Genomic DNA, 21101 nt, shown 5'->3' on the forward strand with positions numbered 1-21101 from the left:
TTTGGAAAAAGAGGAGCACGAAAGGTTTAGGGATAGTATAGGCACGGTTACTCCAGAAGGTAAACGTTCCTGGGTGTATCCCAAAAAACCTGATGGTAGATTATATAAATATCGGCAGTGGGTAAGTTATTTTTTACTGGCGATACTTTTTACAGCTCCTTTTTTAAAGATCAATGGGAATCAATTTCTCATGTTCAATGTACTGGAACGCCGCTTCAATATCTTCGGAACAATCTTTTGGCCGCAGGATTTCTATCTTTTCGTTTTGATGATGTTGATAGGAGTGGTTTTCGTTGTTTTATTTACGGTAGCCTTCGGAAGAATATTTTGTGGCTGGATATGTCCCCAAACGATCTTTATGGAAATGGTTTTCCGAAGAATCGAATATTGGATTGAAGGAGATAGGGGCAAACAGATACGACTGGACAAGCAGCAATGGAACGCTGAAAAGATCAGGAAAAAGACAACCAAATGGTTTATCTTCTTTTGGATCTCCTTTCTAATCGCCAATGTATTTCTGGCTTACCTTGTAGGGAGTGATAGACTGCTTCTTTACATTGAGGAAGGTCCGCAGGCACATCTTAGCACCTTGATCTCCTTGCTGCTTTTTACGGGAGTCTTCTATTTTGTATTCGCCTGGTTCAGAGAGCAGGTGTGTATTATAGCCTGTCCTTATGGAAGGCTTCAGGGTGTACTGCTGGACAATAAATCTATTGTGGTTGCTTACGATCATAAACGTGGAGAAAAGGAAGCGGGTAGAGCGAAATTCAGAAAAAACGAAGATCGTGAAGCCAGCGGGAAAGGTGACTGTATCGATTGTTTTCAATGTGTGCAGGTTTGCCCTACAGGAATAGATATTCGAAATGGAACCCAATTGGAATGTGTGAACTGCACAGCTTGTATAGATGCCTGTAATCATATGATGGATGCGGTGGATCTTCCGCAGGGATTGATTAGATATGCAAGTGAAGAGAATATAGAGAAGCAAAAGAAATTCAGGTTTACTCCGCGTATCAAAGGCTATGCTGCAGTTTTATTTATTCTCGTTACGGTATTAAGTGGCATGTTGTTTTTAAGAAGTGATGTGGAAGCCAATATTCTCAGGTTACCCGGCCAGCTTTATGAACATAAAGATGGAAATATCATTAGCAATGTGTACACCTTTAAACTTATAAATAAAACTTCTGGGGATTACGATAATGTAAGGTTTGAAATCAAGTCACATCCCGGAACTATACGTACCGTTAAAGGGAAATCTATGAGAATTCCTGCGAACGGCATGGCCGAGGGAACCTTATTTGTGGAAATTAACCAGGCAGCACTGGAAAATGAAAAAGATAAGATCGTTATCGAGGTTTATAATGGAGAACAACTAATAGAAACTACCGGTACCTCGTTTTTGGGACCAAGGAGTTACCACTAATCACTAGAAATTATGAAGATAAATTGGGGAACCGGAATTGTAATTGGAATGCTCGCATTCATTAGCTTCATCATGTACTTTGTCGTCACCATGATGAGCAGTTCAGACTATGATCATTATCTTGTGGTAGAGGACTATTATAAGGCAGAGCTGCATTATCAACAGGATATAGATGCGCAGGAAAATGCCTTTGCGCTCAACGAACAGATCAGCCTTGAAAGAAGGGGTGAAAGTTTGATAATAATTTTCCCTGAAGGGATTGACCTGGAAAACATGATGGGTATGGTAAGCCTGTATAGGCCTTCCAACAAGAAACTTGATTTTAGTATTCCCTTTTCAGAAATTAAAAGTTCTGAATTTAAGATCCCAGCAGATCAACTTGTGAATGGCAGATGGAATGTAAATGTCACCTGGAAGAATGATGAGAAGGAATTCATGTATAAAACTGAAATAGTCTACTAAATGCTGTTTTCTGCGCTCATATTTGGATTACTTGGAAGCTTCCATTGTATTGGTATGTGTGGGCCCATAGCATTTTTACTTCCTCTGGACAGGGAAAATAAATTCAGGAAATTCCTGCAGATCTTTCTGTATCACTCTGGCCGTCTTTTTTCCTACGGAATTATAGGGCTGGCGTTCGGATTTGCCGGGAGAAGTCTGTCTCTATTTGGGCTCCAACAGCAATTATCTATCATCATCGGGATCATTATGCTGTTTCTTGTACTTATTCCGAAGAAAAAACTAGGTAGATTCAATCCTGAAAATGCCAATTTCAAAGTAGTGAAGGACCTGAAAAACTACCTTGGCAAGGAATTGAAAAAGAAAAATCCGGACACCTATTTTACCGTTGGTTTTTTGAACGGTTTCTTACCCTGCGGACTCGTATATATGGCAGTTTTTGGAGCGGTTGCCGGAGGTAGCGCACTATACGGTAGCCTATATATGGTCATTTTTGGAATTGGAACCATCCCGTTGATGACCAGTGCGATCTGGTTGAGTAACGTGATTTCTGTAAAAAACAGAATATATATTCGTAAGCTAATCCCTGTTTTTATAGCTATCATCGCCATACTATTTATCATTAGAGGAATGGGGCTTGGTATTCCTTACCTCTCCCCGGGAGAACCTATCATGAAAATAGGCGCAGTCATGGAATGCCAACCTTGAAAAACTGCTGTTTGGACTTATCCCGAGACCAGGCAGAATTCTCCTACTGTCTCCATAACTTCCTTCTTCATAATTAAAACTTTCAGGAAATCATTCAGCTTTAAGTTGAACGTATCTCCTGCGGAAGAAATCCTGAACAATTTGGTCAAACTTTATCTAAAACCATTGATCCAGACCGCGTTCTCAGGTAGATACTTAATGAAATTCTGTAGATAACTGCAAAAATCTTCTGTCTTTTGGCAGTAAAACTACGATATGTAGAAAATTTACTTACTTTTTTTGCAGGGCTCATAATTACCGCTATATTTGGTAAACCAGATTGGTAAACCATTTTTATATGCGCATTTTCACTTCTTTTCTTTTACTTATTGCATTCCATTTAAGTTATTCTCAAACTACTCAAAGCAGCGGAATAACAAAGGTTCAGAACATTTCGGATTTAAACCTGGCAATAAAAAGTGTGGGTCCTGGTGATACCATACAAATGGAAAATGGGGTCTGGAAAAATGTAGAAATAGAAATCAAGGCGAGTGGTGCGAAGGAGCTTCCTATAGTAATCATGGCCCAGGAAAAAGGTAAGGTATTTCTGGAAGGTCAATCTAATCTTAAAATTGGCGGTGATTATTTGATCGTAGATGGTTTATACTTTAGGAATGGTCACACACCTTCAGGTTCAGTAATTCAGTTTAAGGTAGACAATGATCATATTGCAAATAATTCAACACTCACCAACTGTGTGATCGAAAATTATACGCAGTTAAGTAGGGAAACTCAGGACCACTGGATCGAATTCTGGGGGAGAAATAATACGATGGAGTACTGTTACCTGGCAGGCAAATCTAATTCCGGACCAACCTTGAGAGTTTACTTAAAGGGAAATGAAAACATCAATACGCACCATAATATTACCAATAATTTTTTTGGGCCAAGGCCTAGAAAAGGTGGGCCTCACGCCGAAACTATGCAGATAGGTTCCAGTGAAACTTCCATGACACCGGCTTATGTAAATGTTTCCAATAATTTATTTTACAGGTGTAATGGTGAGGTGGAGATCATATCCAGCAAATCTAATTTCAATACTTTCAGTCATAACGTATTCTTCGAATCTGAAGGTTCCCTGGTTTTAAGACACGGCAATTACGCTACGATCGATGGAAATATCTTTATTGGAAACGATAATTCAGAATTTATTGGAGGGATTCGAGTAATCAATACCGGACACTGGATCACTAATAACTATTTCTATAAGCTGAAGGGTGCCGAGTTTAGAAGTCCGCTCGCAGTAATGAATGGAATTCCAAAATCCCCGTTGAACAGATATAACCAGGTGACCGATGTGGTTGCGGCTTATAACACGTTTGTTGATACTAAATCTCCGTGGCATTTCAGTGTAGGCTCAAACACAGATAAAAGTGATGTGCTTCCAGCTACCGAGATCAGGTCTGCAAGACCGGAAAGAGTCATCGTAGCTAATAATCTCATATACGGTAATCGGGAAGAGACAACACCTATAGTCGCTTACGACACGGTTGACGGGGTAAGTTTTAAAAATAATATTCTTAGTTATGAGAATAAAGGTGAGATCCAGGATGCAGGTATCGAAACCAAAGAATTTAAACTTAAAAAAGTTTCAGCACACTTGATAGTTCCTCATCAGAAGTTCACAGATGTCTACGAAGGATTCGATTTTAAGAACATCACCAAAGATTTGTTTGGTAAGCCTCGGAAGGACAATAATCAAATAGGAGCCTTCCTAACTCCAGTTTCAAATGATACAAAACTTTTCGATAAGAACAATTATGGTCCATCCTGGTTTAAGTCTGAAAAGACCGCTGCTCCAGAACGTATTGTGAAGGTTAATAATGCACAAGAGTTTCAGAACAAGTTAGCGAATGCAGCATCAGGAGATATTCTTGAACTGGCTTCCGGAAATTATAAAATAGACAGATCGCTGGTTATAGATAAAGATCTGACGATTAGATCTAGAAACAAGAACAATAAAGCAAAGCTGAAGTTTAGCACGAACCAGGATAATCCTGCCTTTAGATTAAAACCTCGGGCAGGCCTACGAATCGAAAACCTGGAAATTGAGGGTAATACCGGGAATAATGCATTCCAAACGCAGGATAAGGAAATGTCTGCAGCTTTCAATTTGTGGATCAGCGGTTCTAAGATCAAAAAATTTGATCAGATTTTAAAGGTATCTAAAGGTGCTTTCGCAGATACTATTTCTATAGAAAATTGCAATTTTAAAAATCTCAACGCCGGATTAAGTCTTGCTGAAGAAACTGATGATAAGGGAGAGTACAATGCAGAATTCGTGCTCGTAAAGAATTCCACTTTTGAGCAGATAGAAACAGAAGTTTTGAATTATTATCGTGGAGGTTACGATGAATCTACCATAGGCGGAAGCCTTATATTTAGTGGGAATACGGTTAAGAACTCAGCAAATTCCAAAGATTCAGAAATTTTATTGAGAACCCGTGGAATCGTAAACCTGGAACTTGCTGGTAATACCTTTGTTGATAATCAGGTAAAGTTCATTGCGATCCTCTGGGGCGCCAAAGGACAGGAACCAGTCAATAATACGGTGGAAAATAGCGGTGAGATCAGGATCGAAGAAAACCTGAAACAGAAGTTGATGTACTAAGTAACCATCTAACCTTTTAAAAATTACTATTATTAAATCATTCACTATATCTGGAATTCTCAAAAAGATCCCGATACTTTTCGGGCTCCTTATCGCATTGCATGTTCAGGCTCAGGATATACCGGCAGATAAGATCATCGCAACGACAGATCTTTCAACCTATTTAAATACTGAAGCCAAAAAAAACCTGGGAGAAGATATAACTGAAGCTAAGCTTGCCGGGTACTTCAGAGAAAAATTTCAACAACGTTATTTCTATAACTGGAAGAATCTAAGTTCCAAATTTGAAGAGTATAATTCAGTTTACCCAGAAATTAAAGCACATCACCTGCAACGAGCCGAGGATCATTTGTCAAAATATACCAGCGCAACCACCTGGAAATTACCTTTCAATTATCTAAACGGGCAGCCTGTGGATGCCTATGCATTGCGACATCTGGCGCGACAGCATAAAATGGTTGATATCGCTTTGCTATATAATTACAGCAATCAGGATTCTCAATATCTGGAATATTTTACCTCGCAGATGAATTCTTTAAACAATGCTTTAGAGGCTGGAAATTATGAAACTATTGAAGATGGAAATGGAGTTTACGAAGCTTTTCGTTCCGGCTACCGGGTATTGAACTGGCTACAAATTCATAATATGTTCCTGGGAGAAAAGGAATATTCAGATAAAGATCAGCTAACTACAATAGCAACCTTGTTACAACACGGGCAGCACCTGTACGAGAACAACCAGGAATTTAATCCAGGGAATCACCAAACCAGGGGAATGTCTGCTCTGGCCATGCTCAGTATTTTATTCAGAGATTTTGAAGGTACACAGGAGTGGTATGCTCATTCCATGCGATTATTACAGGAACATCTTTCTGCAGAAATAAATGCTGATGGTTTTCAATCAGAAAGAACTGTGCATTATCATATGAGTGATATTAAAAATTACTTTTATGTATATCAGTTAGCACGGAATACTCAGCTTGAGGTAGACAGCGTTTGGGAAGAAAAACTGAAGTTTCTATTTACTACTCTGGCAAAGATTGCCTATCCAGACGGTTCAGCTCCTGTTTTTTCAGATGATACCGATGCTCCTTGGGCTGAGAAAAATGACATATCCGGAGCGATGACTTTAGGATATTTGTTGTTCGACGAGCCGCAATTAGGATTTTTTGCCACAAATAAGGTAGATCCCGATATGTTCTGGTATCTAAGTAAAGAGCAGCTGCTTCGTCTTGAAACTATAGAAAAACAAGATCCCGAATTTGGATCACTGGAATTCCCGGATACCGGATATTATATCATGCGTGAGGGTTGGGAAAAGGGAGATATGATGATGGCAATTTCAGCCGGAGTTGATGACGAAAAGCCAGATCACCAGCATGGTGATGTGCTTGGAATCCAGGCGATGGCCAATGGAAAAGTACTATTGCCTAATTACCAGGTTCGATACTATCTCGAAGATCTTGAACTATTCAAAAATTCCCTGGTTAAGAATGTCGCCCTGGTGGATGATGAGCTTCAGGGAAAAGATTACCGTTCCAATAAAGGGGGAAGCGGATTTGGAAAATTTGGAAAATTACCAAAGCCCCAAACTCAGGTTTTCAAAACTTTGAAAGAGCTCGATCTGTTTGTTGGAACCCACGATGGTTTCAAAAATGTGGGGGTGGATTATGCCAGGAAGGTCATTTTTGTAAAAAACGATTTCTGGATCGTGGTGGACGAATTTGCTTCGGAAACTTCTCATGATTATAAACAGATCTGGCAGGGACACTATACTTTAGAAATTAAGACAGGACTGCTTCGTTCCACTTTTGAGGATGGATCTGGACTGGATATTTTTCAGCTTAAAAATATCGACGGGATAGAAAGTTCTGGTGCAAGAGGAAAGCAATGGTCTGTTGTAAATAAGGAAGCTGCCCAGAATCACCGTTTTCTTACTATTCTACAGCCTTTTAGAGTATTTGATGCCAGAATAGATGAAGATTCAGATTCTCCGGTCATAGCTGGCTGGGATTTAAATGATCCTCGCTGGAAAATAGCCGGGGAAGAGGCAACAGCTGTCACTAAATATACGAAAGGATTCTTCTTTTCTACGGAAGGCATTACGCTAGATACTTTGGAATTGATTTTTGAATCACCATCAGACATTTATATTGAAATGAAGAAGGGACAACTTCATTTGCAATCACTGGAAGGAAAATCGATAAACGTACAAATAACTAAAGATTCAAAATTACTGAAGAAATTAAAAATTGCTCCAGGGGAGAATACGGTGATCAATTAAGCCTGATTTCTATCAGTAAATTTCGATAAAATAAGTCCGCTTTAACCGACAGTTTTGCTACTAAGATTCTAAAAACATTATATGAAAATAAATCCTTCAGTACTTTATCTATGCACATTTTTACTCGCGTTCAGTGCTACGACTTATGCTCAGAACCACAATTCAGAAAAACCTGACCAAACAGCGATCGTAAAACAGCAGCTGGAGGAAAATTCCCTGTTCGATAAAACCCTTCAGAAGATAAAGAAAGAGGTAGATGCAGAAATTGCTAAGGGTATAGATGTGCCTGTTCCAAAAGATCTCGCGGGCGGCTATACCCATGAAAGGCATAAAAAAAATTACGCAACAGCACAAAACGCTGGTGATCTTTACAGAATTGAAAAGGATGAGAAGTATGCGATCTACATCAAGGAAATGTTAATGCAATATGCGGCGATGTTTCCAGAACTGCCATTACATCCTGAAGAAAGATCCTATGCCAGAGGGAAATTATTCTGGCAATCTCTGAATGATTCTAACTGGCTTGTTGCAATGAGCCAGGCTTATGGTAGTATTTACGACTATCTCGATAAAAAAGAGAGAGATCAACTGGAAAAGGATCTTTTCCTGCCATACGCCGACTTCCTTTCTCTTGAAAACCCAAAATTCTTCAATAGAATTCATAATCATAGTACCTGGGGAAATGCCGCTGTTGGGATGATTGGGCTGGTCATGAATAATGACGAACTCGTCAATCGTGCCTTATACGGAATGAAAAACACTAATATTTCTGAAGATGCTCGTGATGATGATGGTGGGCGTATCCTGAAACAGGGACAGAAAGCTGGTTTCCTGGCAAATCTTGAAGAAGCTTTTTCTCCATCTGGTTACTACACTGAGGGACCTTATTACCAGCGCTATGCTATGTATCCATTTATCATGTTTGCCAAGGCGCTTGAAGATAAAAGACCAGACATTAAGATATTTGAACATAAAGATGGAGTGCTAATCAAAGCTGTAAATGCTATACTAAATCTAACAGATGCAGATGGTGATTTCTTTCCATTGAACGATGCTCAAAAAGGAATGTCTATTTACAATCAATCAATCGTGATCGCTGTAGATGCAGCTTACTATTATGGCGATAGATCACCTGGCCTACTTTCTGTAGCACAAAAGCAGGGTAGAGTGACTCTTGATGAGGCCGGTAAAGCTGTGGCACAGGCAATTCAATCTGGAGAAATTCAGGATTTCGAAAAAAGTTCCTTGAACCTTTCAGATGGTCCGGAAGGAAATAAAGGCGGGATCACCATCCTACGACAAGGAAAACCGGGAAACAATTATTCGCTGGTTTATAAATACACATCGCAGGGAGATAGTCATGGTCATTATGATAAGCTTTCATTTTCATTTTATAATGAAGGAGAAGAAATCATTCAGGATTATGGATTTGCAAGATTTGTGAATATAGAACCTAAGAAAGGTGGAGGATATTTAAAAGAAAATACCAGCTGGGCAAAACAAAGCATTGCTCACAATACGATTGTGCAAAATGAAACTTCTCATTTCGATGGTGATTTCGATACAGGAAGCAAATACAATCCTGAGTTATATTTTTCAGATTTCACTTTGAATGACATTAAAATCGTAAGTGCTATAGATACAAATGCATATCCCGGAACAAAAATGCATCGTACAATGGTCATGCTGGAAAATGAGCTTTTTCAGAATCCCGTGATTCTGGATATTTTTAGACTAGAGGGAGAGAAAGAAAATCAATATGATCTACCATTCTATTATCAGGGACAGATCATCGATACCAATTTCGAGATCAATATGCCAGAGCAGTTGCAGAAATTAGGAAGCAAAAACGGATATCAGCATTTATGGGTTGAGTCCCGTGGTAAGGCAGGTGAGTCTAATACTAAGTTTACATGGTCCAATAACAGGAGATTTTATACGCTTACTCAGGCTCTGGGAAGTAAAGATCGCGTTATACTGGGGAGAATTGGAGCCACAGACCCTGAATTCAATCTAAGACGTGATCCGGTATTTATTAGTCGGAAGGAAAAGGCAAAGGATGCATTATTCATTACCGTATTGGAACCACATGGAAGTTATGATCCTGTGACTGAGTTGGGAAAAAATAGTTTTAGCCAGGTGAAGGATCTAAGAGTAATTACAGATACTCCAGAATATACAGCTGTACAGATCACGGGACACAACGGCGAACGAATTTTATTTCTTATGAGTAATGAGGAAACTTCTGTAGATGAACAACATCAATTAATCATAAATAAAGAGGAGTTCAAATGGGATGGACCCTATACAATAATCAATAAATAAATAGAAAATGAAAGATTTAGGAACGAGCAAGGAATTCATGAAAGCACAGGAAATCGAATGGGAAACCGTTGGTGAAGGTGTGCGAAGACAAATTATGGGATATGATGATAAGATCTTACTGGCTAAGGTACATTTTAAAGAAGGAAGAGTTGGACCAATGCATGAGCATCATCATTCACAAGTAACTTATGTGGTAAGTGGAAAATTTGAGCTAACTATTGGCGATGAAACAAAGATGATGGAAGGCGGTGATTCGTTTTATATACCACCTCATAAAATGCATGGCGCTATTTGTAAAGAAGAAGGTGTGCTGATAGATGTCTTCAGTCCAATAAGAGAAGATTTCTTCTAGGAATTATACTGAATTATAGATCTGATAAAAAAAAGGATAATTTTTTGTCAGATTAATTTTTTACTTAACAATAAAATAACATATATTTGGTAAACCAGTTTGGGAAACCAATCTGGATAACCAATAAAAGTTATTTTTGGAATGGTCAAAAAAATAAAGGATAGGTGCACGCCTATCCTTTAAAACTTAAACTTCATTTGAGAGAAGTCGTTTAAACCATGTCTATTACTCAATAGTAAACATGAATTGCAAAGATACAATTTCATAAGTAACTACATAGACATTTCTAGCAACCATTGTCTGTCAATACTTTTTCTCGGTTAGGACTATTTAAATCAATGTAACTAAATTAAAAACTTATGAACTTGAAGAAAACAGCAATTTTCTTAGTGGCGCTACTATGTCATTTGGCTCTGATTGCTCAGGAAAGTAATGCACTTTCAGGTACTGTGACCTCAGAGGGAGATGCAGTTCCTCTGGCTGGAGTTAGCGTGATGATCAAAGGTACAACGACCGGGGTTGTAACCGATTTTGACGGTAATTACGAAATCGATGTAGTAGATGGGAACGTGTTGCAGTTCTCCTATCTTGGCTTTGTAAGCCAGGAAATTACGTATAATGGTCAGCAAACTTTGGATGTTGTCATGGCCTCAGATTCTCAATTACTTGACGAGACAGTAGTAATTGGGTATGGTACCAGAAAGAAAAGTCACCTTACCGGTGCAGTTTCCAGCGTGGTAAACGAAGATCTTGACCAATTACCTGTAGCACGTGTGGACGATGCACTTGTTGGACAGATTTCCGGGGTGAACATACAGGCCACCGATGGTCAGGCTGGTGCTGCCCCTACCATTAGAATCAGGGGTACAGGTTCTTTAACCGGTAGCTCGGCTCCATTGATTGTTGTAGATGGGCTGGTAGTAGACAATGACTTCCTGGGGAGTTTGGATATGAGCGAGGTTGAATCTTTTGATGTTTTAAAAGATGCCGCTTCAGCCGCTATCTATGGTTCCCGAGGAGGAAACGGGGTGATCCTGATTACCACCAAACAGGGTAAGGAAGGGAAAACTGTATTTAGTTACCAGGGATATAGCGGTTATAAGGAAGCAAGACAAAGTGATGCGTATTATTTTTCTGTTGCTGAAACTGCTGCGGCAGAACTTGCTGCAACCGGAGAACTTTCTCCAAGAACACAATACATACAGGCAATTGGTATTGATCGTGACTGGCAGGATGATATCTTCGACGGTGGTTTGATCCAGAATCATTCTTTAAGTGCACGTGGAGGATCAGAAAATACCAAATTCAGTATTTCTTTAGGATACCTGCATGATGAAGGGGTATTATTAACAGATGATTACAAGAGATATAACCTAAGACTGAAACTAGACACCAAGGTAAGCGACAAGTTTAGGTTTGGTGGTAACCTTGCACCATCTTATACAGATACCAGACGTTTTGATGGATCTACTCATGATATATTACGTCAGCCGCCATGGTTGCCAATCTACCATGATGAGAATACCATTCAGTTCGTAGATAGAAATGTATATCCAGATGTTGAGGTTGGTGATTATGCTGTACAAAGACACTTCGATAATTATGATCTTTTTGGAGATGGAACTTTAATAGATATTAGCGATACCTCCAATACGAATCCAGCTGCCAAAGTTCTGGAAAGAGATAGAAATGATTACAAATTCAAAGTATTTGGAAATTTCTATGCAGACTATGAGATCATGGACGATCTTAATTTAAGAACAACACTTTCCGGAGATTATCAGCATACCATGCGTGATAGATGGCAGGGAGTTCTCGCGAGCCGTAACGGTGCATCAGATGCCAGTTACAATGTGGAGAACGAACGTGCGATCCACCTGGCTTCTGAAACGTATCTTACTTATGATAAGACTTTTGGAAAACACGAATTTGATGCTGTTGCCGGAATCACTTTCGAGCAGTGGGATTATGAAGGTAGCTACTCCTTAGGAACCGGTTATACTTCAGATTTAATTAAAACCTTATCTGCAGCTACAGTTGCTTCAGAAATAGACTCGTGGGTTTATGATGAAAGATTCCAGAGTTACTTCGCGAGACTAAACTGGGCTTATGCAGATAAATACCTGGCATCTTTCAGTTATAGAAGGGATGGAAGTTCTGTATTTGGTTCTGATTCCAAATACGGTGATTTCCCGGCCATTTCATTAGGTTGGGATATCGCTGAAGAAAATTTCCTGAAAGACAACGACTTCCTTAGTAGTTTCAAATTCAGGGTAAGTTATGGTTTCACGGGGAACAAGGATCTTGACACTAATTCAGACATTATAGATCTTTACCCTTCCTTACCATTGCTGGGACCATCTTCAGCAACCATTGGTGGAGCAGTACAACCAGCTTTTGTCGCTCTTAACATTGCGAACCCAGATCTACAATGGGAAAGATCCAAGGAAATAAATCCAGGTCTTGATTTTGGATTCCTGAAGAATAGAATTACCGGATCTATAGATTATTACAAAAGAACCAGTGACCAGTTATTACTTTTTAACCCGATCTCTGCTTCTACCGGATTTAGAAATGCCCTTGTAAATATAGGAGAGGTGGAAAACAGTGGTCTTGAGGTGGAACTTCGCACCAGGAATTTCGCTAACTCCAATTTTGGATGGAACACAACAATTCTTGCTTCCAGAAATAAAAATGAACTAACAGATTTTGCAGATTCTAACGGACAGATTGGGCTGGTAGATGACAAAAGAGCTGCAGAATGGATCAACCTGGAAGGTCAGCCAATTTCATCTTTTTATGGATGGGTTGTAGACAGAGATATTCCCAGAGAACTTCGTGAAAGACCATATTTCCCGATTGGGGCAGAAGCTCAGGATGTATATGTAAAGGATCTAAATGGTGATGGTGTTATTGATGATGATGACAAGACAATTCTTGGAAACCCATACCCAGATCTTATCTGGAGTTTGACCAATGACTTTAGAATAGGTAACCTGGATATAAGTTTCCTTTTCCAGGGAAGTCATGGTGCTGAGGTTAGAAACATGGGAGATCAGTATATCTTCAATCACTTTAATAGTGGAGCAGATTTTGACCCGGCGATCACACCAGATCAGGATTTCATCAGGGAAAAGATCTTTACAGATGATATCGTACAGGACGCTTCGTATGTTGCTCTTAGAAACCTGAATGTTGGTTACAATATTCCGGTAGAGGTTACAGGTAAACTGGGACTGAAGAGCTTGAGGATTTATGCAGCAGGGCAGAACCTGAAGTACTGGACGGCTGATGATTATACTGGTTTTAACCCAGAAAGTATCGATAACACCTCGCCAACAACCTATGGGTATCAAAGAGCAGGTTCACCAATTTTCAGAACCATATCTATTGGGATCAATGCCGATTTTTAATCAAAGAACTTTTTTAAAGATATTATTATGAACAAAAAAATATACTTAATCCTTGGAATCACGATCCTTACAATGGTTTCGTGTGGAAAAGACTTCCTGGAACCTGAGCCTGAGTCGGCAATTTCTGCTGAAGGTTATTTCCAGAACAGTGAGCAGGTGGAAACTGCAGTAATCGGGATGTATGACGCCATTCAGGGTGTGAATTCAAATGACCTGGATGACAACTTTAGTATCCAGAGAGAGTTTTATATTACTGAAATGCGTAGCGATAACACCCGTACAAAATCTCGTGAGGGTGAAGCAGCGCAATTCGAAAACTACCGGGTAACCACCAGTAATGGAATTGTCACCAATTACTACATCAGTTACTTCGAGATCATTTACAGAGCAAATCTTGTTCTGGCCAATCTTGAAGCTGCTAGTGAGGAAGATGTAGCACAGTTTGAAGCTGAAGCCAAATTTGTAAGAGCTTATGCTTATTTTAACCTGGTAAGATTATTTGGTCCGGTACCGTTAATAGATCGGCTTATTGGTCCGCTGGAAAAAGAAATAGCATTTACGAGAGCTTCTGAAGGAGCTATCTACGACCTTATTATTTCAGATCTAAATACTGCCATCTCAGGACTGGACAATTCTTCCAGAAACAGGGCGTCCCAGGCAGCTGCACAAACATTGCTGGCAAAAGTGTACTTAACAACCGGTTCAAATTACACCGAAGCTCAGACGCTACTTGAATCTGTGATCAATAGTGGAGACTATTCGCTGGAATCTAATTTTAAGGATGTCTTTTATAATGAAAGCAATAGTGAAGTAATCTACGCAGTAGGTTATACTTCAGATATCACTTCAGATAGCCAGAACTTTTCTGCTGAAATGCTGAACTCTGTAGGTAGAACCAGTGGAGTGAATTATGTGACTGAAGATGCCAGAGCAGCACTGGATGCAAATGGAGGAAATAGAACTGCATTTTCTTACAGACAGGACCAGGCGCAGCCAACTCAATACCAGGTGGCAAAATATATTCCTAATGGTGATAGTGACCTTGGCATTGAACCAACCTCAAGCAACCCGGAACTTGCCGGAAATGACTGGATCGTTATTAGATATGCAGACGTTCTATTGCTACACGTAGAAGCGATTCTTGCAGGAGGACAGGAAACCAGCTCTACCGCAGCTCTAAATTCTTTCCAGAAAATTCGTGATAGAGCGGGTCTAACAGATACTGTTACCAGCATTACCAAGGAAGATCTTCTGGAGGAGAGAAGAGTAGAACTTGCTTTTGAGAATCATAGATTTTTTGACCTGGTAAGATTTGGAGTGGCGCAGGAAGTGCTGTCTGAATTTGCACAGGAAAACGGATATGATTTTAGTGCGACCGATCTTTTGTTGCCTATTCCGCAGAGAGAGATCAACCTGAGCAATGGTCTTATGGAGCAAAATCCTGGTTATTAATGTCTAATAATTAAAATGATAAAGATGAAATTCAATATTTATAAGTTTCAGTTGAAGAGGGTCCTTTATGTTTCGATTTTGTTACTGGCAGGACTTACTGTCTCCTGCGATTACGAGTATGATCTGCCGGAAGAAGGTTCCATTGCAGATAAGACTCCACCTTCAGCCAATTTTAGCGCCTCGCAGAGCGATGATGATTTCTTAACCTTCAGTTTTGCGAATTTATCCAATAGCGCGACAGACTATATGTGGGATTTTGGGGATGGTAATACCTCTACAGAACTTGATCCTATGAATACTTTTCCAGATGAAGGGATTTATACAGTAACATTAACTGTTTCAGATAAACTTGGAGTTACAGATACCTTTACTTCCGAAGTACTGGTAGAAGAGCCACCAGTTCCGGCAGCAATAACACCAGAAATTGGCGAAGCAGATTTTGAGGATGGAAGCGATGCCTGTGGAGATGGCCAGGACGGTAGAGATTGCTGGAGATTAAGTGGGGCAAGTATTCACCAGATCACAGGTTCAGACGGTCGTGGAGGTAGTCAGGCTGCAAAATATCCTGAAAGTGCTACCAATGCAAGACAATCCTACCAGGCGCTTACAGTATCTCCAAACACCAAGTATATCCTGACCTTATTCTATGCCTTAACCGGAGAAGGAGATTCTATTCGAGCTTCTGTGATCGACGGGCAATTAGGAAATTTTGATGAATTTGCATCGGCTACGTTATTAGCTCAGGAAAGCGGAACCAAGGTGGATGGTAAAGGAAATTACAATGCCCTGATCGTTGAATTTGAAACAGGTGCTAACGGCGAGATCTCTATCTTATTCGATTCAAATAACAGTTCTGATGCTTATATCGATGATGTATCCATGATTCCTGTAGTTGAAGAGGATACTGAAGAAGGAGAAGAATCTGATGGTGATGCTGAAGAAGAAACCGAAGGTGATTCAGAAGGAGAAGGTTCAGGGGAATCTGAAGGTGAAGGTGAGAGCGAAGGGGAAACAGGAGCATGATCAAATTCTTAGGTGTTTACACCAGAAAAATATGCTTATTTGGAATTGCGGCAGGAACTGCCTGGACTTTTACTCAGTGTAAAGCTCCTGCCGTATCTTCAAATGTAGACGATTCCATATCCAATACTGCTGATAATTTTAAGCTTTCAAAGATTGATCTAAGTCACTGGAAGCTAACTATTCCTGAAGGCGAAGGTAAAGGTGGTGCCATTAGTGTGGAACCTCCGGAGATTTTAAATTATGCAGAGAATGAAACCTTAAAGCCATTCATGTATAATGACTCCACTTCCGGCGCTCTGGTCTTTTATGCATATCCAAGTAATGCCACGACTGCAAATACCAAGTATTCCAGGTCTGAGCTCAGGGAACAGATGGAACCTGGAAATGATGATGTGAACTGGACTTTTAAGGACGGCGGCAATCTCAAAGCCAGGATTGCAATGGAGGATGTTAGCAGGGATAAGAATGGAAAATATCATAAGGTTATCATATTGCAGATTCATGGCAGATTAACCGATGAGCAGAAAGCTGAAATTGGACAGAAAGACAATAACGCGCCTCCAATCCTCAAAATTTACTGGGATAAAGGTAAAATCAGAGTCAAAACCAAGGAACTTAAATTCCTGGAAACACAGCCCAAAGGTTTGCTGTATGATGAAGCCTGGGGAGACGATGAGGGTTTCAGCTTTAAGGAGGAAGTAGGTTTTAAAAAGTTTGATCTGGAAGTTGTTGTTTCTGAAGGTAAAATGCTAGTCTCTCTAAACGATAATGAATTTAAAGTATATGAGAATATCCATATGCAGAAATGGGGAGTCTTCGAAAACTACTTTAAAGCAGGGAATTATTTGCAAACCCGGGACGAAGGCGCTTTCGCCAAAGTTAAATTTTACGAATTAAATGTTACTCATTAATATGATTTTTAACTTCGAACGCTACAACATCTTGATATTATACCTGTGCAGCATGAGCCTGGTTTCCTGCCAGAAAGATGACAGCGTTGCAGATGAGCCAGAAACTCCAGTGATAATTGGTGGTGAAGAGCCGGAAGAACCTGTTGTAAAGGACTATAAGTTACCGGAAATTGATTTAAGCAACTGGAAAGTTACCCTTCCTGTTGGTAATCCTTCAGAAGTAGAGCCGCCGGAGATTTTCGATTATGCAACGAACGAGAATCTTATACCGTTTATGTATAATGATTCTACAGATGGTTCTCTGGTATTTTATACCTATCCTGAATCATCTACTGCGAACTCTTCTTACTCCAGAACAGAGTTACGGGAACAAATGGAACCAGGAAGCAATGATAAGAACTGGACTTTTGAAGAAGGAGGACGCATGCGCGGAACCTTAGCTGTTCCAGATATTTCCAGGGATGCTGAAGGTGATTTTCACAGAGTGATCATCATGCAGATCCATGGGAGATTAACCAATGCACAGCGTGACCAGATTGGAGAAGATGATAATAACGCACCACCAATTCTCAAAATTTATTGGGATGATGGGAAGCTAAGAGTCAAAACGAAGATCCTTAAGGATTTAAATGCTTCAGAAGAGGAAATTTTACATACCAGCGCCTGGGGAGATGATGAAGGTTTCAATTTTTCAGAAAGAGTAGATACAGATCCATTTACACTGGAGATAATTGCTTCCGAAGGAAAAATAGAAATTATTCTGAACGATGATGAAAAGGTGATCTATGAGAGTATACACATGAAAAAGTGGAATGTTTTTGAGAATTATTTTAAGGCTGGAAATTATCTGGTAACGACAGATGAGAACGCCTTTTCGAAGGTTAAATTCTACGAACTTGAGGTAACTCACTAAGCATGGATAACATATTGTTTGAGTTGGTCTTAGTGTTGCTTCCGGCTGAATAGTCGGCAGGACCACTAATTAATCCAAATTGGTCTTTTTTAAAGGCTTAATGCTTTCCAGCTCAGATTATTTTTTATAAATTTGAATAACCAGATTGGTTAACCAGTTTTAAAGCATCTTAGAAATTCGGCAAATGAATGTAGACGGATATACGAAAATCGAACTTCAGCAGCAAACGCGGAACGAGATCATTAGTAATATAAGAGAGTATATAAATTTCAAGAATCTCGAGCCGGGTGATAAATTGCCTTCTGAGAGAATGCTTTCTGAAAAATTTGGTGTTAGCCGAAATAATCTCAGGGAAGCCATCCAGACTCTGGAGTTCTACGGAATATTACAAAGTGTACCTCAAAGCGGAACCTATCTGGCAAACATTGGAGTGGTTGCCCTTAATGGGATGATCTCAGATATATTGAGTCTGGCAGATCCAGATTTTAAATCACTGGTGGAAACCAGGATTCTTCTGGAACTCAAAACAGTTCGTTTAGCAGCGCTAAGGCGTACTGAAGAGCAACTGGAACACATGAAAGAGACTCTGGAGGCATATACAATCAAAGCCGAGAATGGGGAAGATGCCGTACAGGAAGATCTTTTATTCCACCTGGCAATTGCGAAAGCCAGTGGAAACAGTACTATGAACACGTTCATGCTTACCATTACTCCAGAGATCATCACGAATTTCGCAAAATATCATGTTTGCGATGAAAATCAGGCATTTTTAGGGATCGAAGAACATAAAGCTATTCTGGATGCTATTGAAGCTAGAGATCCGGTAAAGGCAAAGGAACAGATGAAAATTCACTTCAAAAGTTTATATAAGTATTGCTATAACGTAGACATCTGATAATGTTGGGATTGCACGCTCCCTTCAGATGTTAATTGAGAGAAAAGTTTAAACCGGGATTACTTGATATACCTTCCATTAAAGCTATATCCTCATTCCGTATTAATTAAAAATAAACCTCCATGGGTTCAAAATCTATGGTACCAGGGATCTTTTTCCTGAAATCGAGTCTCGCTTACTGGCTTTAAATTTTAATAATATGAAATTAAAAGGTTTAAGATGGTGGATTATTGCCTTGATCGCATTGGCTACCATCATCAATTATATAGATAGAACGGCATTTGGCGTCATGTGGCCCGAGATGGGAAAAGACCTTGGGATGGATGAGTCTGATTACGCAGTAATGCTGAACGTCTTCATGATTACCTATGCACTTGGTAAATTTCTTTCAGGTAAATTATACGATCAAATTGGTACCCGGCTTGGATTTATATTCTCAATCACCTTGTGGTCTGCAGCAGCTATTCTGCATGCTTTCGCTCGAGGTCTGGTTTCACTTTCTTTAGTAAGAGCGATGCTTGGGTTTGGTGAAGCAGGAAACTGGCCTGGTGCGGTTAAAAGTAATGGAGAATGGTTCCCGGTGAAGGAAAGGGCTATAGCTCAGGGAATCTTTAATGCCGGTGCTTCCTTAGGAAGTGTGGTAGCACCAGCTCTAATCGCCTTTTTATACGCACAATTTGGCTGGAGAACAACTTTTATCATTCTGGGTTTACTTGGTTTTGTATGGATCATACCCTGGTTTATCATTAACAAATCAACTCCTAAAAAACATCCCTGGTTAACAGAGAAAGAACGGAATCTAATTCTTTCGGGAAGGATCGAGCCAGATGAGGTGAACGAAAAGGAAAAAGGAATGTCTGTTGCCAAAATATTAAGTTATAAAGAACCCTGGGGAGTTCTGGTTTCACGATTCTTCATAGAACCTATCTGGTGGCTTTTCGTAGGATGGATGCCATTATATTTAAATTCTGAATTTGGCTTCAGCATTGAAGAAATTGGTTCTACCATATGGATCTCCTACTTGGGAGGTATGGCAGGTAGCCTTGCCGGAGGATGGTTTTCTGGAACACTTATGGATAAATATTCTCTTGACTTCGCACGTAAATTATCAATACTTATAGGTGGTGCCCTTATTTTCTTAGGCTTAATGGGAATTATCTTCCTGGTAGATGGCGATAATGCAATGACATTTATCTATATCGTATCCATCGTACTTTTTGGATTCCAGTTCGCCATAGGAAACATTCAGACGCTATCGAGCGATCTTCTGAAGGGGCCTTCAGTTGGAACGCTTGCAGGTCTTGCGGGAACAGTTGCGGCGGTTTCAGTAATTATCATGAACTGGCTTATTCCACAGATCACAGAGATCTCTTATACGCCGGCCTTTATAATCATTGCAATATTAGCTCCGCTCGCGGTACTATCGATCTATATCCTGATAAGGAAGATTGAACCAGTTGAAATTGAACACACGAATAACTACTAATAATCTTAAATACTATTGAATTATGAATGACTCAAATCAAAAAATAGCGGTGATCACCGGAGCAACGGGTGGAATTGGTTTTGCCGTTGCTAAAAGACTAGGACAGGATGGATATACAGTGATCCTGAACGGAATTCAGGACGATCATGGTGCTGAAAAAATAGAAGAACTTAAGAAAGAAGGTATCACTGCAGAATATTATGGTTTTGATGTTACTGATGAAGATGCGGTGAATGCTAATATTGCCAAAATTGGTGAAAAGTACGGTAAGATCGATGCGGTTATAAACAACGCTGGTGGTCTTGGTGGAAGATCCAGATTTGAAGAAATGACTACTGAGTTTTACAGGTCTGTTATGGCACTTAACCTTGATTCTGCATTCTTTGTTTCAAGAGCTGCTATTCCATTTCTGAAAAAAGGAGATCATCCAACTATTATTAATTACACTTCGAATGCGGGATGGAATGCTGGTGGCCCTGGTGCTGGTATCTACGGAACTTCAAAAGCAGCAGTACATACTTTAACCAGAGCACTTGCTAAGGATCTAGCTGAATACGGGATTCGAGTAAATGCAGTTTCTCCGGGAACTATCGATACTCCTTTCCACTCACAGATCAAATCAACTAAACCTGAAGTATTTGCTTCCTGGAAAGACAATATCATGTTAGGTCGTTTGGGACAGCCAGAAGATGTAGCCTCAGTAGTATCATTCTTAGTGAGCAAAGATGCTGCATTCCTGACTGCTGAAACCGTTCAGGTTGGTGGAGGACAGGCTCTCGGAATTTAATAATAAAAGAAAGTTAGTAA

At 39.8% G+C, this 21101-nt stretch carries 15 protein-coding genes; all 15 read left to right on the forward strand.

Annotated features, from left to right (window positions below):
- The first annotated feature begins 1 nt into the window (after window position 1).
- Window positions 2–1423 (forward strand): cytochrome c oxidase accessory protein CcoG, encoded by a 1422-nt coding sequence (gene ccoG / locus G529_RS0100880; RefSeq protein WP_026913728.1) that lies wholly within the window; start codon window positions 2–4, stop codon window positions 1421–1423.
- 12 nt (window positions 1424–1435) lie between these two features.
- The gene (locus G529_RS0100885) at window positions 1436–1885 is read left to right on the forward strand and encodes a FixH family protein (RefSeq protein ID WP_026913729.1); all 450 of its coding nucleotides are present in this window, start codon (window positions 1436–1438) and stop codon (window positions 1883–1885) included.
- Window positions 1886–2590 (forward strand): sulfite exporter TauE/SafE family protein, encoded by a 705-nt coding sequence (locus G529_RS0100890; protein WP_026913730.1) that lies wholly within the window; start codon window positions 1886–1888, stop codon window positions 2588–2590.
- A gap of 337 nt (window positions 2591–2927) precedes the next feature.
- Window positions 2928–5240 (forward strand): chondroitinase-B domain-containing protein, encoded by a 2313-nt coding sequence (locus G529_RS0100900; protein WP_026913731.1) that lies wholly within the window; start codon window positions 2928–2930, stop codon window positions 5238–5240.
- A gap of 97 nt (window positions 5241–5337) precedes the next feature.
- Complete coding sequence (locus G529_RS0100905; RefSeq protein ID WP_245566879.1) at window positions 5338–7524, forward strand: heparinase II/III family protein; 2187 nt, start codon at window positions 5338–5340, stop codon at window positions 7522–7524.
- An 81-nt stretch (window positions 7525–7605) separates the two neighbouring features.
- On the forward strand, window positions 7606–9849 hold the full coding sequence (locus tag G529_RS0100910; protein ID WP_026913733.1) for an alginate lyase family protein: 2244 nt from the start codon (window positions 7606–7608) through the stop codon (window positions 9847–9849).
- 7 nt (window positions 9850–9856) lie between these two features.
- Complete coding sequence (locus tag G529_RS0100915; RefSeq protein WP_026913734.1) at window positions 9857–10201, forward strand: cupin domain-containing protein; 345 nt, start codon at window positions 9857–9859, stop codon at window positions 10199–10201.
- 359 nt (window positions 10202–10560) lie between these two features.
- A complete protein-coding gene (locus G529_RS0100920; RefSeq protein WP_026913735.1) occupies window positions 10561–13614 on the forward strand; it encodes a SusC/RagA family TonB-linked outer membrane protein in 3054 nt (1017 codons plus the stop codon).
- Between the two features lie 27 nt (window positions 13615–13641).
- The gene (locus tag G529_RS0100925; protein ID WP_026913736.1) at window positions 13642–15066 is read left to right on the forward strand and encodes a RagB/SusD family nutrient uptake outer membrane protein; all 1425 of its coding nucleotides are present in this window, start codon (window positions 13642–13644) and stop codon (window positions 15064–15066) included.
- Window positions 15067–15090: 24 nt separating this feature from the next.
- The gene (locus G529_RS15350; RefSeq protein WP_245566880.1) at window positions 15091–16089 is read left to right on the forward strand and encodes a PKD domain-containing protein; all 999 of its coding nucleotides are present in this window, start codon (window positions 15091–15093) and stop codon (window positions 16087–16089) included.
- Complete coding sequence (locus tag G529_RS0100935; protein WP_026913737.1) at window positions 16086–17000, forward strand: polysaccharide lyase family 7 protein; 915 nt, start codon at window positions 16086–16088, stop codon at window positions 16998–17000. The genes G529_RS15350 and G529_RS0100935 overlap by 4 nt, the downstream gene beginning before the upstream one ends.
- 1 nt (window position 17001) lies before the next feature.
- A complete protein-coding gene (locus G529_RS0100940) occupies window positions 17002–17913 on the forward strand; it encodes a polysaccharide lyase family 7 protein (protein WP_157514513.1) in 912 nt (303 codons plus the stop codon).
- A 184-nt stretch (window positions 17914–18097) separates the two neighbouring features.
- Window positions 18098–18808 (forward strand): FadR/GntR family transcriptional regulator, encoded by a 711-nt coding sequence (locus G529_RS0100945; protein ID WP_026913739.1) that lies wholly within the window; start codon window positions 18098–18100, stop codon window positions 18806–18808.
- Between the two features lie 199 nt (window positions 18809–19007).
- Window positions 19008–20294, forward strand: a complete 1287-nt coding sequence (locus G529_RS0100950) for an MFS transporter (protein ID WP_026913740.1) — start codon at window positions 19008–19010, stop codon at window positions 20292–20294.
- Between the two features lie 22 nt (window positions 20295–20316).
- Window positions 20317–21081 (forward strand): SDR family NAD(P)-dependent oxidoreductase, encoded by a 765-nt coding sequence (locus G529_RS0100955; RefSeq protein ID WP_026913741.1) that lies wholly within the window; start codon window positions 20317–20319, stop codon window positions 21079–21081.
- Window positions 21082–21101 lie beyond the last annotated feature (20 nt).

Origin of the sequence: Christiangramia portivictoriae DSM 23547, from assembly GCF_000423045.1 — a bacterium.
Lineage (GTDB): Bacteria > Bacteroidota > Bacteroidia > Flavobacteriales > Flavobacteriaceae > Christiangramia > Christiangramia portivictoriae.